16 protein-coding genes are annotated in these 23,546 nt (G+C 38.9%); all 16 read left to right on the top strand.

What is annotated here, in order from left to right; translation table 11 throughout:
* Positions 1 to 1,632, top strand: a 1,632-nt coding sequence (locus BM146_RS03885; protein ID WP_074884635.1) for a hypothetical protein, incomplete at its 5' end; no start/stop codon positions are given.
* Between the two features lie 104 nt (positions 1,633 to 1,736).
* Positions 1,737 to 3,020: a GTP-binding protein gene (locus tag BM146_RS03880; protein ID WP_074884630.1), complete on the top strand. Its 1,284-nt coding sequence runs from the start codon at positions 1,737 to 1,739 to the stop codon at positions 3,018 to 3,020.
* Positions 3,021 to 3,040: 20 nt separating this feature from the next.
* The gene (locus BM146_RS03875; protein WP_074884628.1) at positions 3,041 to 4,000 is read left to right on the top strand and encodes a TIGR03943 family putative permease subunit; all 960 of its coding nucleotides are present in this window, start codon (positions 3,041 to 3,043) and stop codon (positions 3,998 to 4,000) included.
* Between the two features lie 22 nt (positions 4,001 to 4,022).
* Positions 4,023 to 5,000, top strand: a complete 978-nt coding sequence (locus BM146_RS03870; RefSeq protein ID WP_074884625.1) for a putative ABC transporter permease — start codon at positions 4,023 to 4,025, stop codon at positions 4,998 to 5,000.
* A 206-nt stretch (positions 5,001 to 5,206) separates the two neighbouring features.
* A complete protein-coding gene (locus BM146_RS03865) occupies positions 5,207 to 5,458 on the top strand; it encodes a hypothetical protein (protein ID WP_074884623.1) in 252 nt (83 codons plus the stop codon).
* Positions 5,459 to 5,597: 139 nt separating this feature from the next.
* On the top strand, positions 5,598 to 9,182 hold the full coding sequence (locus BM146_RS03860) for a hypothetical protein (protein WP_074884620.1): 3,585 nt from the start codon (positions 5,598 to 5,600) through the stop codon (positions 9,180 to 9,182).
* Between the two features lie 4 nt (positions 9,183 to 9,186).
* Positions 9,187 to 14,520 carry a DEAD/DEAH box helicase gene (locus BM146_RS03855; protein ID WP_074884616.1) on the top strand — a complete coding sequence of 1,778 codons (5,334 nt, stop codon included), beginning with the start codon at positions 9,187 to 9,189 and terminating at the stop codon, positions 14,518 to 14,520.
* Between the two features lie 3 nt (positions 14,521 to 14,523).
* Entirely contained in the window at positions 14,524 to 16,389 is a 1,866-nt protein-coding gene (locus tag BM146_RS03850) for a nuclease-related domain-containing DEAD/DEAH box helicase (RefSeq protein ID WP_074884612.1), read from the top strand.
* Positions 16,390 to 16,483: 94 nt separating this feature from the next.
* Positions 16,484 to 18,466, top strand: a complete 1,983-nt coding sequence (locus tag BM146_RS03845) for a hypothetical protein (RefSeq protein ID WP_143087416.1) — start codon at positions 16,484 to 16,486, stop codon at positions 18,464 to 18,466.
* Between the two features lie 282 nt (positions 18,467 to 18,748).
* A complete protein-coding gene (locus BM146_RS03840) occupies positions 18,749 to 19,390 on the top strand; it encodes a hypothetical protein (RefSeq protein ID WP_074884605.1) in 642 nt (213 codons plus the stop codon).
* Positions 19,391 to 19,834, top strand: a complete 444-nt coding sequence (locus BM146_RS03835; protein WP_074884602.1) for a flavodoxin domain-containing protein — start codon at positions 19,391 to 19,393, stop codon at positions 19,832 to 19,834.
* 176 nt (positions 19,835 to 20,010) lie between these two features.
* Positions 20,011 to 20,763 (top strand): YdcF family protein, encoded by a 753-nt coding sequence (locus BM146_RS03830; RefSeq protein ID WP_177201582.1) that lies wholly within the window; start codon positions 20,011 to 20,013, stop codon positions 20,761 to 20,763.
* Between the two features lie 5 nt (positions 20,764 to 20,768).
* Positions 20,769 to 20,891 carry a hypothetical protein gene (locus BM146_RS20150; RefSeq protein WP_278308492.1) on the top strand — a complete coding sequence of 41 codons (123 nt, stop codon included), beginning with the start codon at positions 20,769 to 20,771 and terminating at the stop codon, positions 20,889 to 20,891.
* Between the two features lie 63 nt (positions 20,892 to 20,954).
* Complete coding sequence (locus tag BM146_RS03825; protein ID WP_074884595.1) at positions 20,955 to 21,683, top strand: PrsW family intramembrane metalloprotease; 729 nt, start codon at positions 20,955 to 20,957, stop codon at positions 21,681 to 21,683.
* Between the two features lie 109 nt (positions 21,684 to 21,792).
* On the top strand, positions 21,793 to 22,416 hold the full coding sequence (locus BM146_RS03820) for an IS607 family transposase (protein WP_177201584.1): 624 nt from the start codon (positions 21,793 to 21,795) through the stop codon (positions 22,414 to 22,416).
* Positions 22,379 to 23,539 carry an RNA-guided endonuclease InsQ/TnpB family protein gene (locus BM146_RS03815; RefSeq protein WP_074884587.1) on the top strand — a complete coding sequence of 387 codons (1,161 nt, stop codon included), beginning with the start codon at positions 22,379 to 22,381 and terminating at the stop codon, positions 23,537 to 23,539. Before BM146_RS03820 ends, BM146_RS03815 begins: the two co-directional genes overlap by 38 nt.
* Positions 23,540 to 23,546 lie beyond the last annotated feature (7 nt).

Genomic DNA, 23,546 nt, shown 5'->3' with positions numbered 1-23,546 from the left:
ACAAACAAAAAGCTTGATGAGATAAGTGCAGCAGCTAGCAGTAAATTGGACAAAATGAATACATCCACAAATAAAAAACTTGATGAGATGAATTCATCTACAAACAAAAAGTTCAATGAAATGCATTCATCTCTAAATAATAAGCTCAATGAAATGCAATCATCAACCAATAATAAAATTGATAAAATGGGAAATACAACAAATAATAAGCTTGACGCGATTGATAAAAAAACCGGAAGTAAACTGGATGAACTTGGTAAAAATACCAGTAGCAAGCTTGATGCCATAGATAGGTCTACAAATGACAGGATAAGCTCTATGGGAAAAGCTACCAATGACAAACTTGATTTTATGGATAAATCAACAAATAGCAAGCTTGATGCAATGGATAAAGCCACAAACAGTAAGCTTGATGGTATGAACAATACAAATAACAATAAGTTTAATGAGCTTAATGCCTCAATAAATAATAGCTTCAAGAATATTACAGATGCCTCTTTAAATAATACATACGATTTAAAGAGCTATATAGCCGGTGAGTTAAATAAAACAAATTCAAAACTTGATGAGGTTTTTCAGCGTGTGAGTGATGGCAAAAAGCTATTGGCATCCACATTACTCACTAAAGGCGTTGATGTCAGACAGGATGCCACATTTAAAGAACTTAGCGATGCTATAAACAGAATTCCTCAGCAGATTATTTTGGGAAATGGTGATGTGTCAGGCAATGTTGAGTACGAATATCACTACCACAGGGATGGAGAAGGCAGAGAGTGCGACGAAGAATATGTTCCTGAAAACAGAAGAGGCGGATGCTACAATGTACCTGTAATTCATAATCACACTGACAGTTGCTATGATTTTGCATATCGGTATTCATACAGAACAAGGGATAATTGCGATAAGCTTAATCATGTAACTGATCGTGACAATGGCGATGATCCGATTTTTAGATGGCGATGCAACTATTGTGGAATCGAATATGAATCGGACGATGGCTACCATTATGAGTCCACGTTGGACATTAATGTCTTTCGTGACAGAGCCAGAAGAGAAATCAAGGTGGATACTGAGAAGATAAAAAAATGTGATTATGAAGATGGTCAGCTTATAGGATATCGTACATCATGTGGATATGTTCATGGACAGATTATTAAGGCGCATATTTCTTTTGACCAAAATCATAGGGATTACAACAGTACAGTAAATGTGCCAAGCCCAAGAAATATAATGACATCGCACATGATGGTCCCGGAAAGAAAAATAGATATTGAAAGTCTGTTCAAGGGATTTGAGTTATCTACAGAAGAAAACGCTTCAGCTGAAACATCTATGAACGAGAGTACTGAAGGCATGTCTGGAACACAAGAAAATACAATTGCCGGAAGTACAGCAGAAAAAGAAAGTGATGAGGCAGCAGAAAGTAAAAGCGCAATTGACCTTTCAAACAGTGAAAATGCAGATTTTGAAATTCCGGAAGACATTTCGAACATAGCAGTTTTTAAAGAAGAGGAAGAGTCTTCATTAAATAGTTCATCTGAAAATAATATAGATAGCGAAAGTGAAAAAGAAGAAGTAAACGAAGCATCGTCTACTGAAAGTGCATCTGAACAAATATCGGGCGATGATTGACAGCGTTATGATGCCTTTCTTGACATTCATTTACGGGCTGCTATAGAATATACCTTGTTGTAGTAGTTATAGCACAGATAAAGGATGTGCAGATTGGAGATATAATGACCAAGATAGATATTATTTCAGGATTTTTGGGAGCTGGTAAGACAACTCTTATAAAAAAGCTTTTAAAGGAAGCACTTGCAGGAACTAAGGTGGTTCTTATTGAAAATGAATTCGGTGAGATTGGAATTGACGGCGGATTTTTAAAGGAAGCCGGAATTGAGATCACAGAGATGAATTCAGGCTGTATCTGCTGTTCACTTGTAGGTGATTTTGAGACTTCACTTAAGCAGGTTATGGAGCAGTACGCACCTGAGCGTATCCTTATCGAGCCTTCAGGAGTAGGTAAGCTTTCAGATGTTATGAGAGCCATTCAGAATATTGCAGATACTTCAGATGAAATGGAACTTAACAGCGCTGTTACTGTTGTTGATGTTTCAAAGGCAAAGGTTTATATCAAGAACTTTGGTGAGTTCTTCATTAACCAGATTGAGAACGCCGGAACAATCATTCTTACAAGAACAGACAAGGCTGATCAGAAAAAGATCGAAGAGGCAGTAGAGCTTATTCGTAAGCATAATGAAAAGGCTACTATCATCACAACTCCACTTAGTGAGATCACAGGAAAAGAGATTCTTGATACTTTTGAGGGCAACAATGACCTTGAGGCAGAGCTTTTAAAGATGGTAATGGAGCAGGAACAGGAGCATCATCACCACCATCATCACCATGGAAGCCACAAGACTGTTGCTGAGGATGGCTCAGTAGTTTACAGTGCACACCACGATGATGACGATGAAGATGAGTGTTGCTGTCACCATCACCATGATGATGACGATGAGGAGCACGAGTGCTGCCATCATCACCATGATCACGATGATGAAGATGAACATGAGTGCCACCATCACCATGATCACGACGAGGACGAGCATGAGCACCATCATCACCATGATCACGACGAGGACGAGCATGAGCACCATCATCACCATGATGACGATGAAGATGAGCATGAGCACCACCATCACCATGATCACGACGAGCATGAGCATCATCACCATGATGCAGCAGATGTATTTATCAGTTGGGGCATGGAGACACCTCTCAAATATACAGAGGATGAGATAAAGGGCATGCTGGCTCAGCTCGAGGATGATGAGAGATTTGGTATCGTTCTTCGTACAAAGGGCGTTGTTCCAAGCACAGACGGATCATGGATCGAGTTTGACTATGTACCTGGTGAAGCTGATGTTCGTAAGGGCGCAGCAGATGTAACAGGTAAGTTCTGCGTAATCGGATCTGAACTTAAAGAGGAGAACCTTGAGAAGCTCTTCCGCAGACTTTGATAGACAGAAGTTAAGCGATTATGATAAGGAGAATTAATTTGAAACCAGTATATATAATCAATGGCTTTCTCGACAGTGGAAAGACAGATTTCTTCAGATATACAATTGCACAGCCTTACTTCAGGACAAAAGGCAAGACTCTTTTGATCGTCTGTGAGGATGGCGAGAATGATTATGAGGAAAAACTTCTCAAATCCACAAACACTGTTATTGAGAAAATAGAAGACGAGGAAGACTTTAATCCGGATGCGCTTATTGCACTTGATGCCAAGCACAATCCTGAGAGAGTCCTTGTTGAGTATAACGGAATGTGGAACTTTAAGAACTTAAAGCTCCCTGTAATGTGGAATCTTGAGCAGCAGATAACTGTAATAGACGCTTCAAGTTTTGAACTGTATTTCAACAACATGAAGTCTCTTCTTGCAGAGCAGATCAGAAATTCTGACCTTATTTTATTCAACCGCTGCGATGGAATTGAGGACCTTGCTTCTTATAAAAGAAATGTTAAGGCTATCAACCAGAAGGCTGATATTATCTTTGAAGATAAAAATGGTGAAGTAGACGTAACTCTGGATGAGGATCTTCCTTTTGACCTTAATGCTAATCCTATCGATCTCAACAACTATGGTTATGGAATGTTCTATCTTGATGCTCTTGACCATGTTGACAGATATGAAGGCAAGACAGTCAGATTTAAAGGTATGGTGCTTAAGCCAACAGAGTTCCCTGAGAACCGCTTTGTTCCTGGAAGAATGGCAATGACATGCTGTGCGCAGGATATGCAGTTCCTTGGCTTTGCATGTGAGTATGACAAGGTAGCTGACCTTAATGAAAAGGATTGGGTACTTGTTACTGCAAAAGTTGAGAAGCAGTATGTTGAGGAGTATCAGGGCGAAGGACCTGTTCTTAAGGCTGTATCAGTTGAAAAGACAACAGAGCCTGATAATCCGGTAATAGATTTTTCTAATCCGGAACAATAAGTAGTTTTTTGGGGGAATTGCTTTGTTTAACTATTTACCACATCAGTGGCTTTTTCTATTCTATTTATACAGCTTTTTTGGGTGGTGCTTCGAATCCACTTATGTATCTATATTAAATAAAAGGTTTGTAAACAGGGGCTTTATGCGAGGCCCCTTTTTACCTTTATATGGCAGTGGCGGGATAATGATGCTTGTTGTATCAAAGCCCTTTTATTCCAATATACTTTTGGTCTATCTGGCAGGATGCGTTGGAGCTACAGCCCTTGAATATGTCGTAGGTGTTCTGATGGAGCTGCTTTTCAAGGTTAGATACTGGGACTACTCAGATAAGTTTCTTAATATCAATGGATATGTATGCCTTGAATCCACGCTTGTTTGGGGATTTTTCACTGTTGTTTTCACGCATTATCTTCAGATTCCTGTGGAAAACTTCATAATGTCCATACCTTACAATTTTCTCACTGTTTTTACAATGGTGCTAACTGTTTATGTGAGCTGCGATTTTATGGTGGCCTTTAAGACAGCCATCGATCTTAGAGATTTCCTTGTATATATGGAAAAAGCCAAAGAAGAAATGGGAAGAATGCAGAAGAGACTCGATGTTATCATTGCCTTTAAGGGCGAGGATGTTCGTGAGACCATTGGACAGAGGGTAGATGGCATTAGTTCCGGAATCGGCAGCAGAGTAGAAGTTTTGAGCTCCGAAATTGGCAGCAGAGTAGATGTACTTAGTGGAAAACTGGAAAAATCTTTCGCCGGTTTAAAAGAAAAGCTTTATCACGATCCTTCTCCAAGCATGTTAAATGTAAGAGAAGAGGTTGGCGAAATGTATGCAAAGTACCGAATCCTTATGGATAGGCTTGCTCCAAAACCAATAAGAGGCTTCTTTGAATGGTATAGAAACAGGACTATTCTTGGTAACCCAGGAATGGTTTCAGGTAAGTTTAAGACAAGCTTGGAAGAGATAAAAGAAAAAGCTGCAAGCTTTAGAAAAAAATGATCATTAGATGATTTCTTTAAACGCTGTTTCTTAATATGAGTTTATAAGAGTGAAAAGGCTAAGAAATATAAGTATATTGAGGGAACGACAATAGATATCACAGTAGTACCGGTTGAGGGTAGCTCCTGTGAAGAAGTTGAGGCGCAGTTTGTTGCACATGAGAAGAAGTTCGTTGTTATTCCTACAATAGAATTTGAGAGAACAAAATGAAAAAAAGAGTAGAGCTAGCATGGAAGCTGATTGCCATACTATTAGCGATTGTTCTTGTAATTCCGGGGAAGGTCTGCGCTTATAATTCGGATGAGCATGATAAGTTCCTAAGAGAGGTCCTTTTTGGCGATCCCACTGTTGATAAAAAAAGAAAAGTTTTTTCAAAAGGTTTTTTACCCGGAATTAGTTGGAAAATAAGGAAGGACGCCATCTCTGTGATGTCGTTCTTTTTTATTGCCATTTTTTAAAAATGATTTTCTTTTATATGACTTTAATAGCATCACATATGTCAGATGGTTTATAATTATATTGGCTGTTTTTTGAGTTAAAATAGTCGATATATTCTAAATTGATGGTTATAGCATGAGGATTTTTGGAGGAGCGCAAGTGCCTAAGTTCACGGAAGACGATTCTTTAACCAAAATAAATAAAGAAGTTAAACAAGAATTACATGACAAGGACTTTTGGGGGCAGATTGATGTCTCTAAAGATGATCTTGAAATAATAAAAAACAGGATAGAGTTGCTCATTGACAGAGGAGTTGAGTTCAAGCAGTTATTTAAGGACTATCCTTATGCAATGGTAACATATGTGGTGTTCCTTACAAAATATCAGTACAATGGTGATTTTTGGGGGATGATAAGTGAAGAAATAGGGATTGATAAGCCGAGTGGTACTGATCAAGCTCAGATTGGCAAAAAGATTTTGTTGACGTTTGATCTGGCAGGATTAAATTATAGTCCGGTGAAATTTTCTACCAGGATATATGTGGATGCAGTTCTTTATGAAGTAGGAGAACCGCCTGAAAGTAATCTTGGGGATCTATTTTATCTCTTTAAATATGGCTTCATGAGTAATGTTGAGCCACAGGTGTTGATTGATGAAATAACAACCAGAGCATATGGGGTTCATAAGCCTTTATTGCATTTCTTGGAGGATACTCCTGAAGCTACGTCGCTAAACTTCATAGTAGATATGCAGGATACGTATTTATCGGCCACACAGGCAGATGATATGTCTGGTAAATATGCATCTGCGTATAGTGATTGGCATGAGCTTGATAAGGAGAAGACCACATATCGTAGCAAAAAAGACGATGATCAGGTTGAGGTAAGGCCGTATTTTACTTTTGACAATGGTAAAAAAGGTCTTTGCATCGTACTACCTAGGCAGAATATGGTTGAAGAATGGGTAGAAGGCGCTAAGTGGATTCTTTCCGGTGATGATGATTATAAGATTGTAAAAGAATGCTTTGTTCAAGGAAGCGAAGGCAAGAGGTTTACTGATCAGATGACCGTATCTGTAAGACCTTGCGAGTCCTACACACTAACCTTTGAGTATGATGATGGCTTTGATAAACATCCCACACAATTCGAACTTAAGGGAATAGGAAGTAATGATTACCTATATTTTAGTTCCGATGGTCGAAGAATCAATCAGAGATATTTAAGGGTGCCATTTGGAATTGTCATTTATCCCTCAACATCAAATGTTGGTGCCACTAATGTTGAAAGGGATATTCAGAGCTATCCGCTTATAACATCAGACTATAGAGTTGAGCAGATTATTCCTACAGATATTGACGCTGAATACATAATAAGCACGGGTTCTGAAGACATAGTGTTCCAGATGCGACCACAGATAACAATTAGTTTATCTGGAAAAAAACTGTTTGGAACAGATTACATAGAGTCAGAGATACCGCTATTTACAGAAATTCCCGCATTGGATGTTAGCTTCCAGGGATTTACCAGTGCAGAAGGATTGGAAATACGTATTGGTAAGGAGTCCCTTGTAGTAGAAGACCTTGATGTTGATGAAGAGACACGTATAGATATTTCCGCAGGTTTTGATGAAGATGATTATGGTATCAAGACTGTAAGAATATATCAGTTTAATAGGTTCTTAAAGCAAGAGAGATTCTTTTTGCTTCCGGAGTTTAAATCCAATTATGATACTGAACTTGTTTGGCCACATGGAAACATAAAATCAAATATGGCCAAAATAACTATAAAAAAGATAGATGGCTGGGAGATGAACTTCTCTAATGGATCCGCTCAGGATTTGGTTGATAAGTATGTGGTTTCAGTTCCTTATGTAGAAGGTGTTTTGTCGGGAACAATTGTATCAAAACTTGAGAATTTGCATGTAAATGTGGATTTTCAATTACCTATCTGTGCTTACAAAACAGAATTGATATCTGAGAATTCAATAACAGAGAGATGTGATCTTACAGATTTTCTAGAAAGTAAGGCATGGTCATCAATATCTTTCTATGGCGATTACAGAGATTATGAATATACAGCTGAAGTGTTTTCAGTAAATGGAATAGAACAGAAGAAGCAGATAAAGCTGAGCAACACCGGTGCTATAAATTTTGACCTGAATGTATTTAGAGATACTGTGCAGACAGCTCCTCTGCCGGTGAAAATCACTGTGATAAATGATGAGACGGATGAGAAACTTGATCTACTGATTATTGAAGAGGTCTCAAAGTTTAAGAGAAGACCGGGGTATGCACCCAAGACTCGCTCCATTGGTATTTGGGACGAGGATATTACAGGCGATGTTGTTGTGGAGAAATACGCCGAGCCAGATTTTTCTCTGCAGCTAAGATATGAGGATTCCACATTAAATGAAAAAGGTTGGCGAGTATTCAGGCTCTCAGAGGATGACGCATTAACACCGGGTTACTATAGGGTGGTAAGAGAAAATGCCATGGATGACTTATTCTCTCTGGACGAAGTCTTTTCTGTATCTATGGATACGGATCAGTTTTTCGTATCCGGAAAGGGAAAGAATGATGATATCAATAGCTTCAAGATATGGCTGGAACAGATTATAAGTGAGCTTATAAAGTGTAGAAGCGTAAAGAACATACCTGCACTGCGACAGTCTGAAAGCTATATGGCAAGGACACATTTGCTTAGTTATAAAGATCTGGATATTGATGATGATGTGGTTTCGTATCTTGTCATTCTTGCTCAGATGCTAGAAGGGAAGCTGTCCAATGAACATAAAAATATAATATGCGGACTCATGACGCTGATATCGCGTAATGTTCTTACTAACCAGGACAGGTACAGGATTACAAAGGAGCTTGTTTCACTGAAAGTAAGTGAATATGTCTTTGGATGGTGCATAAAGAATTACGCTCTTATGCTTCTGGAATATCCCCATGATGAAAAGAAAGGGGACATCAGGGAAGTAATAAGTGGGGTAAAGATTGCATCATCAAGGCTTGCGCTTCTTATGCTTATGAAGCTGGATACTGCAATCAGAGATACGCTTGGAAATGCTACTTATAGGGATATTATTGGTCAGGAAGCAATAGTGGAAATGCTTCAAAGCTCAGGAACAGAAGTAGAACGTACTGAAGATAGGAAGCATTTCTTAAGAGAGGATGGCAACAGTAGGGTACATGTTCGTCTTACCAAGGAAATATCTGGTGAAAACAGATTCTATGAAATGATAGACGAAGAGCGCAGTAGGAAAGACAGGATATATCTTGATAAGAAAAAGATTCCAGATGATGGTATGTATCTAAATGGAACCAGGTACACAGATCTTTTCGTAAACTGGTATATCAGAAATCACCCGGGTGGTGGGGCTGCGGATCCTCAATTAGATAGGGCTATGAGAGAATCCTTTGAAAGATTTAAAAAGGTTGTATGGCTGAAACTCTTTACTTTGAAACGCATGGATAATAATGGAAAGTACCTTGCAGAGTATGACGCTGTTTTAATGAACAGGACAGCTGGAGAATCAATGGGATTTGCACTTCCCAATTATTTCTATTTCGTTGCGATTGCAGCACTTGTAACTCGGATGGATGTGCCTGGGGAATATGGAAACATCAAAGATGAAGCAAATATGTTTATGATAAATGCTTTTGAATGGGCACCATATATATCAGAAAGAGACATGATAATGGCATCATTATTCCTGTATCTACGAAAGAAGGAGGGCTGACTATATGTCAATGAATCCCAGAGCTACTACAGATAAGATAAAAATGGACTACAGGAGCTATGTCTCCTCTATTCTTACAGTAAGAGACCGTGAAATACGTAGACTTGCAAAAGAAGAAGTGAAGCATACTGGCTTCGTTAAAGGCCCGTATTTAGAGACTACATTACCATTCAAAGAGGGTAAGAGCCTTAAGGAACTGGCTGAAGATGGACTCATAAGCAAAGAGTTTGCCAAAATGGGCAAACGTGTACACTATGAGGATTGGAAACTCAGAATCCATCAGCAGCGTGCTTTGGAGCATATCATAAATGACAGCAGGAATATGGTTGTATCAACTGGTACAGGTTCTGGAAAAACAGAATGCTATTTGTATCCTGTTTTTAATGAGCTGATGCGTGAGAAAGAGCAAGGAAAGCTTGATCCTGGTGTTAGGGCATTACTGATCTTCCCTATGAATGCGCTTGCGAATGACCAGCAAAAGAAACTTAGGAAGCTGCTTGCTGATTACCCGGATATCACTTTCGGAAGATATACCGGTGAGACTGCTCATGCAAAGACAAACGAGGATCCCGCAGAGGCAGAAGCGAGACTTCACAAAGAATATGATATTCAGCATCAGAACGATAATGACCCTGATTCAAGAAAATCTATTGGCAATGAGCTTATGTGCAGAGAATATATGGCTAAGAATCCGCCACATATCCTGCTTACTAACTATGCTATGCTTGAGTTCATGCTCTTACAGCCCAATACCGCTCCATTTTTTGATACAGACATGGCCAAAAACTGGAAGTTCCTTGTTATAGATGAAGCTCATACATACAAGGGGGCAAATGGAACTGAGATTGGTTTCCTGCTTCGCAGATTAAAGGAACGTATCAGGCATCATATGAATGAGCCATTCAGATGCATTGCTACCAGTGCAACGCTGGGAACCGAGGGCGGGAAAGAGGCACTGGCAACTTTTGCTTCAGAGCTGTTCGATGAGCCTTTTGACGGCTCGGATGTCATTACAACAGAGAGGCAGGAACGGAAAGCTGGAAAGAATTCAAGAGATTATGCACCTGCTGAATATATAGAGCTTAAGGAAAAAGTTGCTGGAATGCCAGAAGATGAAAAGGGGAAATACCTCTATGAGAAACTTCTTCCGGATTCCAGAATAATCAAGCTATATGATTCGTTAAAGGAAAAGCCCAAAGATATCATAGAAGTTTCGAGCTATGTGTTTGCGGATATAAAGGATAATACCTTAAGGGAGCAGGCACTTATTGACCTGATTGAGTTGGCGGCTGCGGCTAAGCCAAGTGAATATGAATCAGCATTACTTCCGGCAAGATACCATCTGTTTGTGAAATCTTTGGAAGGTATGTTTGTGGAGTATTATCCCCGTAAGCGCGTTTTCCTAGATCGCAAAGAGAAGTTTAATGATGGAACAGGGGAATACTCTGTATTTGAAATGGCTAACTGTCAGAAGTGCAGCCAGGAGTATATATTAGGAAAAACAATAAACAACAATGGAAAGAACTATCTGGTTCAAACAAGCAGCAATGAGAAACCGGAGTACTATTTCATTTCTGATTCTGAAGTAGACGAAGTGTTTGATGAAGATGATGCACTGGAAGAAAAGGCAAGCTTTTCTTCTTTGGATAAGTTTCATCTGTGTTTGTCCTGCGGAAGAATATCTGAGTATGCGGAGAACATTGATTATAACTGTTGTAGAACGGCTGATCAGAGCAAGGTGGTCACAGTATACAACCTTAAATATTCAGGAAAGGGCAAAGAATCTAATTGTTGTCCTGTTTGTGGAGCAACAAAAGAAGGACTGATCAAACGATTCCTGACAGCTAACCAGCCTGCAACATTTGCGGTGGCTAAGAGCTTGTATGATGCCATTCCTCCACGACCTATCAATGGAGATAAGAAAAAAGAATCATCAGATGACCTGTTTGATGACGATCTGTTTGGCGATTTAGAACCAGAAAGCGGTGATATTGATGAGCAGGTTATTGATGAAAGCGGTAGAAAATTACTTATTTTTTCTGATAACCGTCAGGAAGCTGCCTTTTTTGCAGGCTTTTTTGAGAAGAAATATAGACAGGCTATGTGGAGAAAGATAATTCTCAACTGCCTTAAGGAAACTGATGAAGATGGGCTCCTTGTTGATGACCTGATTTCAAAAGCTAAGCAGATGGCCGACAAGGAAGGCTTATATGCTTTAAATCTTGTTGAAATGAGTAACAATAATATGAATGCGAGCCTTATGAGTAATGAGCAGAAAAAGGCAATGGCAGCGCATTATGTTATGCAGGAGTTTATTTCCCCAGATATCGCTACAGGCCTTGAGGGCATGGGATATATTCAGATAATGCCTGTAGAGGTTGAGCAGGTGGTCAAGAAGGAATCTGTGTCCAGATATGGAGTTACTGGTGGTAGAAACATCTGGAATGTATACCGTTTTGTCTTTGATACTTTGAGACAGAAAGGAACAGTATCGTTCCCTTCAGAGATAAGTCCTGAAGATGACTTCTTCTCACCCAGAAACCATGCTGGTTATTTCAGAACAACCGGAAATGAAACCCTGTATAGAAAGGGATATGTTTATGGATTTATGCCCAGTGAGGGACATAAGAATAAGCGTTCCGCTATGTTCCAGAAGATTCTCAATAAAGCTGAAGCTAAGGAAGAAAATGAGAAACTGGCAATAGAGAACCTTCAGAAATGCTATGACGACATTATGAACAGCCTCAAAAAGATGGGGTATGTAATCGATGGTCCTTCCAGTGATAGCGGGCAGGTTTACGGACTTAATCATAAGAGATGGCTTGTTAAGTATATTGCTCCTGAGGAGACCATTTATAGATGTAAGAAGTGCGGTAAGATATTCACTTATTCTGTTATGGATATATGTCCGGAGCTTAAATGCGATGGTGAACTCGAAGAAATCACGGCTCAAGAGATAAGAAAAGATAATTATTACGATAAGTTGTACGGTGGGAAACAGTTTATCCCTATGGTTGCCAGGGAGCATACTGCCCAGCTTGCTACTAAGACAGCAGGAGAGTATCAGAAACTCTTTGAAGAGGGTGCGATAAACGTGCTTAGTTGCTCCACCACGTTTGAAATGGGTGTAGACGTTGGCGAACTGGAAGCAACATTCCAGAGAAATGTACCGCCGGAAACATCAAATTATATCCAGAGGGCTGGTCGTGCGGGTCGAAGAACTTCATCTGCAGCGTTCTCTGTTACATTTGCTCGTAGAAACAGTCATGACATGACCTTCTTCCAGAAACCATCAGAGATTATTGCAGGCAAGATTGCCGCACCACTTTTGGAAATTGATAATGAAAAAATAGCAATAAGACACCTTAACTCTGTTGTGATATCAGCATTCTTCAGAGAACGCCCGGAATTCTTCATGGAAAAGACAAAGAGAATCATCTCTTATGATGATAAGGATAACATGGGGGTTGAGCTTAAGAAGTATCTGGATTCTAAGCCACAGGATTTGCTGGATACGTTGCATGGAGTATTTGACAAAAAACTTTGTAAGATGCTTGGTGTCGATGACTGGAGCTTTGTAAGAGAGATCGTCGGCGATGATGGAAAGCTCAATATTGCCATAAGAGAGCGTGAGTCTAATATTGCAGGTCTTATGGAGTTAAAGAAAAGTGTTAGTGCTGACAGTACTGAAAAGGAGCTGGGCGATGCAAGGGCCGTTACAAAGCTGATTGAAACGCTTAATGATGAAGGCTCTATAAACTTCCTCAGTGCCAAGGGAGTACTGCCTAAATATGGATTCCCTATTGATACAGTATCGCTTGATATTATCAACAATAAGAATAAAGACGCGGAAAAGATAGATCTTTCGCGTGATCTTAGCATGGCTATAAGTGAGTTTGCACCACCGGCTGAGATTGTAGCAAATGGAAAACAATGGAAGAGTTATGCTATTAATACAGTTCCGGATAAGAGCTGGCCAACCTATGTTTATCATGAATGTCCAAATTGTAAGAAAATATTCCCTCCAAAGGGGGATGTTACTGAAGTGACCATAGACATTGATGATGCAGTTGAGATATGTTCTGTGTGCGGCGGCGAATTAAAGCCAAGAAAGTTTATTGTTCCCATGTTTGGCTTTTCTACTTCATATACAGATAAGCCAAGGCAGGTGGGAGAATCAAGACCAAAAGCATATTATGCGACTCAGACACAGTTCTGGACTGATGAGGGACTGACAGAATTACAGCAACAGGAAGTCAAGGAGTGCACCATGGATTTAAAGGGGAAAGAAATTCATGCAAAGTATTCTCCTGGTGGAAAGCTGTTTATTCTGAACCAGGGAACAAATGGTGCGGGAATATATGTATGTCCTGAGTGCGGCTTTGCAACAGAAGTTGCTAAGCTTCCAAAAGGAAAAGGACATAAGACAAAATATGGAAGGCCTTGTTACAATAAGTCACTGCAGAGAGTATCGCTGGGGCATCAGTTTTCAACTGACATATTGAAACTCACTCTCCCGATGCATGATATTGAGCAGGAACATGCGGATTCTCTTGGCTATAAGGACCAGTATCTGTCTGTTATGTATGCGATATTGGAAGGAGCAAGTGCTGCTTTGGATATCAGTAGAGGTGATATAAGTGGATGTGTGACCGCTAATAATCAGATAATTCTATATGATGATACGCCGGGAGGCTCAGGATTTGTAAAGTATATTTATAGCAACCTCAAGGCTGTATTGGAAAAGGCAAAAGAAAAAGTAAGTGGTTCCTGCGGATGTACTGCTGAGACATCATGCTATGGCTGTCTTAGGAACTATGGAAACCAATTCTACCATGATATTTTATCCAGAGGTCTTGCATATAAGTACCTTGATTGGCTTCTGAATGATGTGGTAGAGCATAGCGAGGCTGAGAAAGCGGCAAAGCAATCTGTGATAATAAAGGCATCAAAAACTGCAAAGAGCAGAGGGACACGAACAATAACAAACTTTAATGCCTCTGAGTATGAAAGTTCGAGATGCGATATAGACGAGGTATACAGCGACTTTATGTCTGCAGAAGAGGAAGAATTTTCACATGAGGAAAAGAATATATTCGAGGATATGTATCTCAAACTAAAGGATAAGAATCGTGAGAAGCCTGTTCTATACGATAGTGTTGAGATAAAAGAAGGAAAAATTTGGCCCGCAGTTTTCTGGCCGGACTCAAGGGTTGCATTGTTCTGGAAAACGCAGAAACAGCAGTATGATCAGTTGAAGACTTACGATTGGTACTGCTTGATGCTTGATGAAGATGCTGATATTGATGAGGCAATTTCAAATATTTTGGAGGTTTAACAAATGGCGATTCATATGGTCCCTGAGGAACCAAAGGATTTTGATCCAAGAAGTCATGAGGATATTCTGTTTAATGCCTTAAAGAATAATTATTCCGGGAATGAGGAATACTATGTTTTTCATTCCTATAACGCTGTTGCTTATAATAAAGAAGATAATGTTGTTTATGACAGAGACCTAGACTTTGTTATAGCAAATGCAAAGAGAGGAGTATTGTGCATTGAGGTAAAGGCCGGTGACAGCATTTATTATTCGTCGTCTGACAGAGAGTGGCATTATAGTAGTGGAAGAATCATGCAGCACCATGGGCCATATAAACAGATAGCAGGTGCAAAGAGAGCACTTAGAGATAAAGTAGAATATCATAGTAACAATAGAGTCAGTGCGCTCCTAAGTAAATGTCGGTTTGTTGGGGCGGTTTGTTTTGTAGATATGAGGAAGAAAGACTTCCAGGGTCAGTCATTACCAGAAGAGGCAACTATCCAAATGACTATACTACAGGATGACCTCGATACTATTTGGGATAAGGTTGAAGCGATATATGACATAAAAATGCCATCAGAGAAGTATGATAATACTCTTACAGAAGGAATGAATGAAGGAGAGTTTAAACTTCTGCTTGATAATATTCTTTGCCCAGAGTTTCATCTTATTCCTTCGCCAGAGGCAACCACAGGGCTTATAAACTTTAGACTAAAACAACTTATCCGTGAGCAATATAAGATTTTGGATTTTTTAACAGAGCAACCAACAGCTGTTATTAATGGAGCGGCTGGTACAGGGAAAACGATGATTGCTACAGAAAAAGCCAGACTACATAGTGTTGATGGAGACAAAGTTCTATTCTTGTGCTTTAATAAGAAACTTCAAAAAAAATTAGAGGATGATAATAGGAGCAACCCTGATTATAAGAATGTGGATTTTATGACAATAAGCAAGTTGACACGGGATAAAACAGGGAATTTTGAAGACTATGCGGGACTTGAACGTTGGCTAGATAGATGTATTAGACGTGAGGCTGAGCTTGGCTATAAGCACATTATAGTTGATGAAGGGCAAGACTTCGGGGTAATAGACGTAGAAGCTCATCCAGATAAGGAAGATGAAGGAATACAGAACTGTGAGATTATCAATAAACTACAAGAGGCTGCATTGGAACAGGAGGGCACATTCTATCTATTCTATGATAAGTATCAGACCATACAAGGCGGACAGAGCATAGAAAATATATTGCCTGACTGCATCGATAGTGCAGACTGCAGGCTAACGCTTCATAAAAATTGCCGAAACACAAAAGAAATAGCAAAAACATCAGTTACTCCAATTAAAGATAAAAAAGGCAGGAGTCTTAAAATTGACGCTGCATATTCTTGGGTAAAGCCATATACTCCAGTAATGCATGTTATTGATTCCAGAGAAAAAGAGTTGGATGTTTTGAAAAAAACATTAGATGAATATAAAGACTTGGGACTTGATGATGTAGTCATTCTTACGCAAGGAAAGTTGAGCTCAAGTACACTTGGGGGACACCTCATAGAGAGTACAATTGATGACCCATATGATTACTTTAAACACAATGGAAAGAAATATAGGGTTGCCACATGCATTACATTTAAAGGGCTTGAAGCAGATGCTATCATTTTGTTGAACCTTAATTCTAAGTCATTTGAAGGTGAGCGAGGTAAGGAGTTCTATGTAGGAACATCGAGAGCAAAATGCAAGTTAGATATGGTTTGTACGCTCAGTGATGATGATTACTTAACAGTGGTTTCAGCAATTGATAAGGGAGCACTTAGTGGTCCAAAGAATAAGAATGCGCTTAGAAAGATTTTTGGTAATCTATTTTCATCAGAGGTAGTTATTGAATAGTATGCTTTTCTTGAGAAAGGCGTAAGTAATCAAGTGGGTAGAGAATACGTAGGGTAGTAAAGATAAGTTGGAATTTAAGTTTTAGGTGATTTGAGTGAATAATAGGAAGTATACAAAAATTATATATAGGGCAAGCAAGCATTTTATTAGTACAGTACTGCTTATTTCATCTACGACGATACTTTTATCTGCATGTAGTGATAGCGCCGTGTCTGATGAAACAGCTATTGGCACAGAATCATCTCAGGGAGGAACAGTTAAAGAACAATCAGAAACAAATACGATTACGGTCGAAAAAGAGGAACCCACGGTAGCTTTGACAGAAGATGAATTACAGGAATTTTCAAATCTCCTTAACACAGATGAGTATAATGGATTCCTTCTAGAATCATATAATTCGCCAGAGGAAATCAATTGGGACTTTGTTCTGGAGTTTGGTGCTGGATTGTCTGTACAGGATGTTTCTGAAAATGAGATTAGCGATTATCTAGAGTCTATAGGCGAGAAGGAACTGTATGGAGATCTCTTTGTAATAAGAAAGGGTGACCTTGCAGATTATATTATCCAGCATACTGGTCTAAGCAATATAGCAGATGATGTTCTTTCCTGGGATTATGTCCCGAAGTATGACTCATATTATAAAGAGCATTGGGCTGCACATCAAAATCAATACACATGTGTATCGGGTGAAAAATCTGGAAATCATTATGAATTAAGATTTAGAGTGAACTCAGAAGAATTACCGGGGGCAAATGCTGGTAAGAATTATGGAAAGTGGGCTGACCGAGTTCTCAAAATGAATAAAACATCGGATACTATAGTCATTGAGTCGAATGCTATACAGTGGGACGATTATTGTGATGAAGAGCAGACATTCGATGTCGAACTTTCGCAGTATGATGGACCGGTACACTTTGTTACCTATTCTGTAAATCCAGATGAAGCGGATATTACCATAGTTAAAGATGGTAAATTCCTTTCAGATCTGTATACATCAATATATTCTGAAAATGGGACCAATTATCTGAAGAAAATTATAGCTGTAGGTTTTTTTGATTTTAATTGTGATGGTAAGGATGATATAGCTGTTATAGGCGATTCGGATTTTGGAAAACACGTTCTGCTATATGAGTCAGTCCATGGAGACTATCCATTTGAAACTTTTGCAGATTTGAATGAAGAAAAAATGTCAGAGATAGGGTGTGACTTCACAATAGCAGGAATTCAGAAAGCGTTGCTTGGGGAGGCTCAGGAAGGTCTTTATAGAAGTTATCAGGAATTATACACTCACTTAGCAAAAGTATACAGTATTCAAGATGATAAAAATCTATTTGATCTTATCTATGCAGATGATGATAATATACCGGAGTTTGTCGTTGGCTGCCCAGGGTATTGGGTTTCTCTTGTAGCATATGATGATGGAAAAGCTCATTACCTAATGAATAGATGGCCTTATGGAGCAGGAGGTAATAGTGGCTATTCTTATGCTCCCAGAAAGGGAATTTATTATAACGGGAATGCCGAATACGCAGGAGCTATCTACTACAACACATATATGTCCAAGCGTGAAGAGGGCGAGCTTGGAACGGATTATTGGGTAAAAGATATTAACTTTAATGATCTTGACGGTGATGGATGGCCCTCAGATAACGAACTCCAGGATTATTGTGAAGATGTTGGTTCTTCAGAATATCATAACGAAACTGGGAAAGATATGACTGAGGACGAAATTAAAGCGGCAATCAGTCTTTACGAAAGCTATGAAATGAAACAGATTTCCGGAAGGATGGATTATTCGACATTTTTGGATAAGCTTGCTGGAAAAGAAGTGGGGATTACTGAAGAGCAGGCCTTAACGGCTATTAAGAATTATTGTCTTGAAAAAAATGCCGATTTGAAGAGCATGATAGATTCTGAAGATTACACAGTTTACTGGAATGTTGAGTCGATAGATGACACGGATATAGTCGTATTGTACAGATCCTATACTGGCACCCAACTCCGGTATTACATAGATCGGTTTTCAGGAAGTACATACAGCAAAGAGTTCGTTCCTGGTATCACTGAGGAAGAATAGTGGACTGATGAGTATTTTAATGTGAAAGATTATATGGATTAGTATATGTTAGCAGTCTAGAGAAGGACGAAATAGATGTGAGGAACAGGTAGATAATGATTGATAAGGAAAGTGCACGTAAGATTATACAGGAGAAACTCGCCGAAAATCTTGTTATAGTGGATTCTTTTGAGAGCCCGAATGTCTGGTGCTTTGGGCTTGGTTTATTAACGATGACGGCAGAATTCTGCCACTCATGGGAGACAGCACTATAAGAATCAGCAAAGATACAGGGAAAATGGAATGAAAAAAGTTTTAGTAGACAATATGAACTCAGTTGATGACTGGTTCAAGTGGAGCGAAAGTAAAGGACAAAGTGTAGAGAAGGCAAGAAGTAATAAAGTTGGTACTCTTCAATGGGAATATCCAGATGTATTGTATTCGTTTTTGGGTATCTATACTCTTGGAATCTGGTCTTTTTATAAAGATGATCAAAAGCAAGGAATATCTTTGTCAGGAATTATTATAAAAAATAATGAAGGTCATAACCTGTATAATAGGAAATATCTATCCAAAACACATAGAAAGTACCATGCTCTTAATGAAACTGAGGAGCTAAAGACTTTTATTGAACATTATTCAACGATTGGCAATGTATGCCCTACATGGCCGGGGGGAAATGAACACAGGGGCAAGTCACATTGTTATGATATCCCGGATGTGTACTATAAAAGGCATGAGCGTTGGTACAGAGAGCTCGTTACACAGAATCCAACAGCCTTTTTGAAAGATGTAGTTGATTCCGGTTTTGCTGTTGTTGAGACAAGCGATCTGCTTGAGCGGGTAGATACGCCAAAGAAATATATCTCTTTCTTAAAACATGTGAATCATGTGATTGATAAAAGAAATGAGTTGCTTATGAAAATAGTAAAAGAGGAAAGATAATTGGGAAAGACAGCTATTGTGTATTACAGCAAGCATCATGGAAATACTAAAAAGGTGCTAGATGCGATAAAAGGATATGATCCCGAGGTTGTGCTTATCGATGTTACAGATAAGCATGAGGTTGACCTGACAGGTTATGACAGGATTGGTTTGGCTTCCGGTATATATTACCTAAAGTTTGCAGAACAGGTTCTGAATTTCGCAAGGGTAAACCTGCCGACTAATAAGGATGTTTTTTTCATAGCCACAGCCGGTAATCCCACAGGTGGAATTTTCAATGCTATATCAGAAATAACAGAGGGTAAACACTGCAGCGAACTTGGTAGATTTACTGCAAAAGGTTTTGATACCTTTGGACCGCTCAAAGTAGTTGGCGGTATTCAGAAAGGCCATCCCACAGAGGAAGAGTGCTGGGCAGCAGTTGAGTTTTACAAAAACTTATGATGGTGGGGAATTAGTTTTGACTATGAGGGAGTTAACTGAGGAAGAATGCGCAGACTATGACATGCTTATAAGTAATGCTAAGCAGTTTACTTTATTTGGAACAGAGGAAGAGCTGGATGCCATGCCAGGGATTATGTCATAGAGCGCTTGGATGAGGAAGAGTATTGATGAATCCCATGAGATACATATTATTGACGCTTATATTTATCTGCCTTGCCTATTCCGTGAGCATCTATATGGTCGGAAGTGGAACATTTTCTTTTGTCATCTGGCTCGCGGGTGCAGCTATTTTTGGATTGGCATTTTTTCTTGCAGGCAAGTGGCGGTTGCTGAAAGTACCAATTGCACTTAGGACAATTAGCTATGTTTTAATTGCACTGGCTATGACTGTGCTGATCATATGCACGATCGCCATGGTAAGCCACTTTGGTGATAAAGGTGAAAAAGATCTTGACTATATCGTGGTACTTGGTGCCCAGATGCGGGATAATGGACCAAGTATTATTTTTAAGTACAGGCTGGATGCAGCTTATACCTATCTTTCTGAGAATCCGGATACTATTTGCATAGTTTCTGGAGGACAAGGGCAAAATGAATCTGTAAGTGAAGGCGATGGAGGAAAGGACTATCTTGTTTCAAGAGGTATAGACCCGGAGAGGGTTATCGCTGAGCCTAAAGCCATGGACACAAGCGAGAACATACAGTATTCGCTTGATATCATGAAGAAGGCAGCAGATGTTGATAAACAGCTAAAGGTTGGAATTGTGACAAACAATTTCCATGTATTTCGAGGAGTACATCTGGCAAAGATGCTCACAGATGATGAAGTATGCGGAATTGCTGCATATACTGTTCCATGGTATCTTCCTAATAACATGGTTAGAGAATGTTTTGGAATAATAAGAGACTTTCGTAAGATGAGGATTTAACTGATATGAAAAATAATATAAAAAAAGAATGGACTTTGATGGCTGTATTACTGGTGATTTCTTCATTGTTTGGACTGGCAGGGTTTCTTGTTGGCCGTTCTGCATATGGAAAGAGCTGTGGAAGGTAAGGATATTCAACCAGCGAAGGATGCAGGATGGATACTGTGATTTTGTAAAGAGGGAGAAGGACAATGTTCTATTTTCTTGTTGCACCATATCTTGTTTATAACGGAATACTTATAGCTGCAGCTGTTATACCTGCGATATTTCTGATGGTAAAGGTATACAGGTCAGACAAGCTTGAGAGGGAGAGCCCATATATGATATGGACTCTGATAAAAGCAGGTATATTGTCATCGCTGCTGGCACTCGTTGAGGAGCGAGTATTGTCTGCTATTTTGGGGCTTGCAGTTCCGTATGAATCGCCACTATATAACATAATCCTTTACTTTGGCATTGTTGCATTTGCTGAGGAAAGCTCGAAATATTTTTGCATGAAAAGACAGACATGGAGCAGCTGGGAGTTTAATTGCCAGTACGATGGAGTTGTATATGCAGTTTTTGTTTCCCTTGGATTTGCATTGTGGGAGAACATCAGCTATGTTATGATGTATGGCTTTGGAACTGCCATAGTAAGGGCTGTCACAGCAATTCCGGGGCATGCCTGTTTTGGCGTTTTCATGGGAATCTTTTATGGGATTGCCAAGAAGCTTGATTACAGAGGCGAAAATATTGGTTCCAAGATCTGTAGGATACTTGCTGTAGTTGTACCGGCTCTTTTGCATGGGGCTTATGATTATATTGCAACTATGGAATCGCAGGATGGAAATGGTTATTTCATCGGGTTTGTGGCTGTGATGTTCCTGCTTTCCTATGTTCTTGTTGGTAGGACTGCCAAGGCTGACAGACCAATATATTAAAACAGTAGGAGAAATGTTAAGCAACCTAAGATATTGACCAATGTGATTAAATGTGATTAAATGTGTTTAAATGTGCTCGAAGGAGTAAGTTATTATGAACACATCAAATATCACAAATTACAAGCCAAAAGATTTTGCCGAACTATTGGGTGTTTCCGTTAAGACATTGCAGCGATGGGATAGGGAAGGAACTCTAAAGGCGAACCGAACTCCAACTGATAGGCGTTATTATACTTATGACCAATATCTTCAGTTTAAAGGTATAAACACAGAAAATGATAATCGTCAGATTGTTATTTATGCCAGAGTGTCTACAAGAAATCAAAAAGATGACTTACATAATCAGGTATCTTTTTTACGGCAGTTTTGCAATGCCAGAGGCATTATTGTAGACCAATGTATTGAAGATTATGGAAGTGGTCTAAATTACAACCGTAAAAAGTGGAATGAACTATTAGATGAAGTCATGGAACAAAAAATCAAAACTATCATAGTAACGCATAAAGACAGATTTATCCGTTTTGGCTATGATTGGTTTGAAAAATTCTGTATGAAGTTCAATACGACCATAGTGGTAGTAAACAATGAAGATCTATCACCACAAGAAGAACTAGTACAGGATATTGTTTCAATACTCCATGTGTTTTCTTGTAGGTTGTATGGACTTCGCAAGTATAAAAAACAAATAGAAAGGGATGAGGAAATTGCTAAAGAGCTTCAAAACGGAAATTAATCCGACAGCCGAGCAAAAAGTTAAAATCAGTAAGACTATTGGTACTTGTAGATATGTCTACAACTTCTATCTTGGTCATAACAAAAGCTTACATGACAAGGGTGAGAAGTTCATGACAGGCAAGAGTTTTAGTGTATGGCTTAATAATGAATATATTCCTAATAACCCTGATAAAGTATGGATTAAGGAAGCATATTCAAAAGCCGTAAAGAAATCTATTGAAGATGGATACACTGCTTTTACAAGGTTTTTTAAACATCAGAGTGCTTTTCCAAATTTCAAAAAGAAAGGCAAGTCAGATGTAAAAATGTATTTTGTAAAGAACAACCCAAAGGATTGTTGCTGCGAAAGACATAGACTAAACATACCGACTTTAGGTTGGGTACGTCTTAAAGAAAAGGGCTATTTACCTACAACTAAAGACGGATGGAAAATAAAAAGCGGTACAGTGTCCATTAGAGCAGGTAGATACTACGTATCAGTTCTTGTTGATATTCCTAATGTCAAGATTGCCAATAATAGCAATGATGGCATAGGGATTGACTTAGGCTTAAAAGATTTGGCGATTGTTTCAAATGGGAAAACATACAAGAATATCAATAAGTCAGCAAGATTAAGAAAAATTGAAAAACAACTGCGTAGAGAACAAAGGTGTCTATCACGCAAGTATGAAAATTTTAAGAAAGGAAAGTCCACTCAGAAAAATATACAAAAACAAAAGCTTAAAGTACAGAAGCTTCATCATAGGATAGACAATATCCGTACTAATTACATCAATAAGACAATAGCTGAGATAGTGAAAACCAAGCCGTCTTATATAACTATTGAGGACTTGAATGTATCGGGAATGATGAAGAACAGGCATCTTTCAGAAGCTGTTGCATCGCAGAAGTTTTATGAATTTAGAACTAAGTTAAAGACTAAATGTGATGATAACGGTATTGAACTTAGGATTGTAGACAGATGGTATCCATCATCAAAAATATGCCATTGCTGCGGTAATATCAAGAAAGATTTAAAACTTTCAGATAGAATTTATCGATGTGACTGCGGTTATGTTGAAGATAGAGATTTTAATGCAAGCATAAATCTTAGAGATGCCAAAACTTACGAAATTGCATAACTAAAGC

This window comes from Butyrivibrio proteoclasticus (assembly GCF_900115735.1).
Lineage (GTDB): Bacteria > Bacillota > Clostridia > Lachnospirales > Lachnospiraceae > Butyrivibrio > Butyrivibrio proteoclasticus_B.
Note: the sequence above shows the minus strand (reverse complement) of the source record. Positions and strands in the feature narration are given on the sequence as shown.

Bases quoted from the DNA above. Each gene is read 5' to 3' on its own strand.
- BM146_RS03825 (WP_074884595.1), top strand. From the start codon at position 20,955: ATGTTCTATTTTCTTGTTGCACCATATCTTGTTTATAACGGAATACTT.
- BM146_RS03830 (WP_177201582.1), top strand. From the start codon at position 20,011: ATGAGATACATATTATTGACGCTTATATTTATCTGCCTTGCCTATTCC.
- BM146_RS03815 (WP_074884587.1), top strand. From the start codon at position 22,379: ATGAGGAAATTGCTAAAGAGCTTCAAAACGGAAATTAATCCGACAGCC.
- BM146_RS03880 (WP_074884630.1), top strand. From the start codon at position 1,737: ATGACCAAGATAGATATTATTTCAGGATTTTTGGGAGCTGGTAAGACA.
- BM146_RS03850 (WP_074884612.1), top strand. From the start codon at position 14,524: ATGGCGATTCATATGGTCCCTGAGGAACCAAAGGATTTTGATCCAAGA.
- BM146_RS03840 (WP_074884605.1), top strand. From the start codon at position 18,749: ATGAAAAAAGTTTTAGTAGACAATATGAACTCAGTTGATGACTGGTTC.
- BM146_RS03865 (WP_074884623.1), top strand. From the start codon at position 5,207: ATGAAAAAAAGAGTAGAGCTAGCATGGAAGCTGATTGCCATACTATTA.
- BM146_RS20150 (WP_278308492.1), top strand. From the start codon at position 20,769: ATGAAAAATAATATAAAAAAAGAATGGACTTTGATGGCTGTATTACTG.
- BM146_RS03855 (WP_074884616.1), top strand. From the start codon at position 9,187: ATGTCAATGAATCCCAGAGCTACTACAGATAAGATAAAAATGGACTAC.
- BM146_RS03875 (WP_074884628.1), top strand. From the start codon at position 3,041: ATGATAAGGAGAATTAATTTGAAACCAGTATATATAATCAATGGCTTT.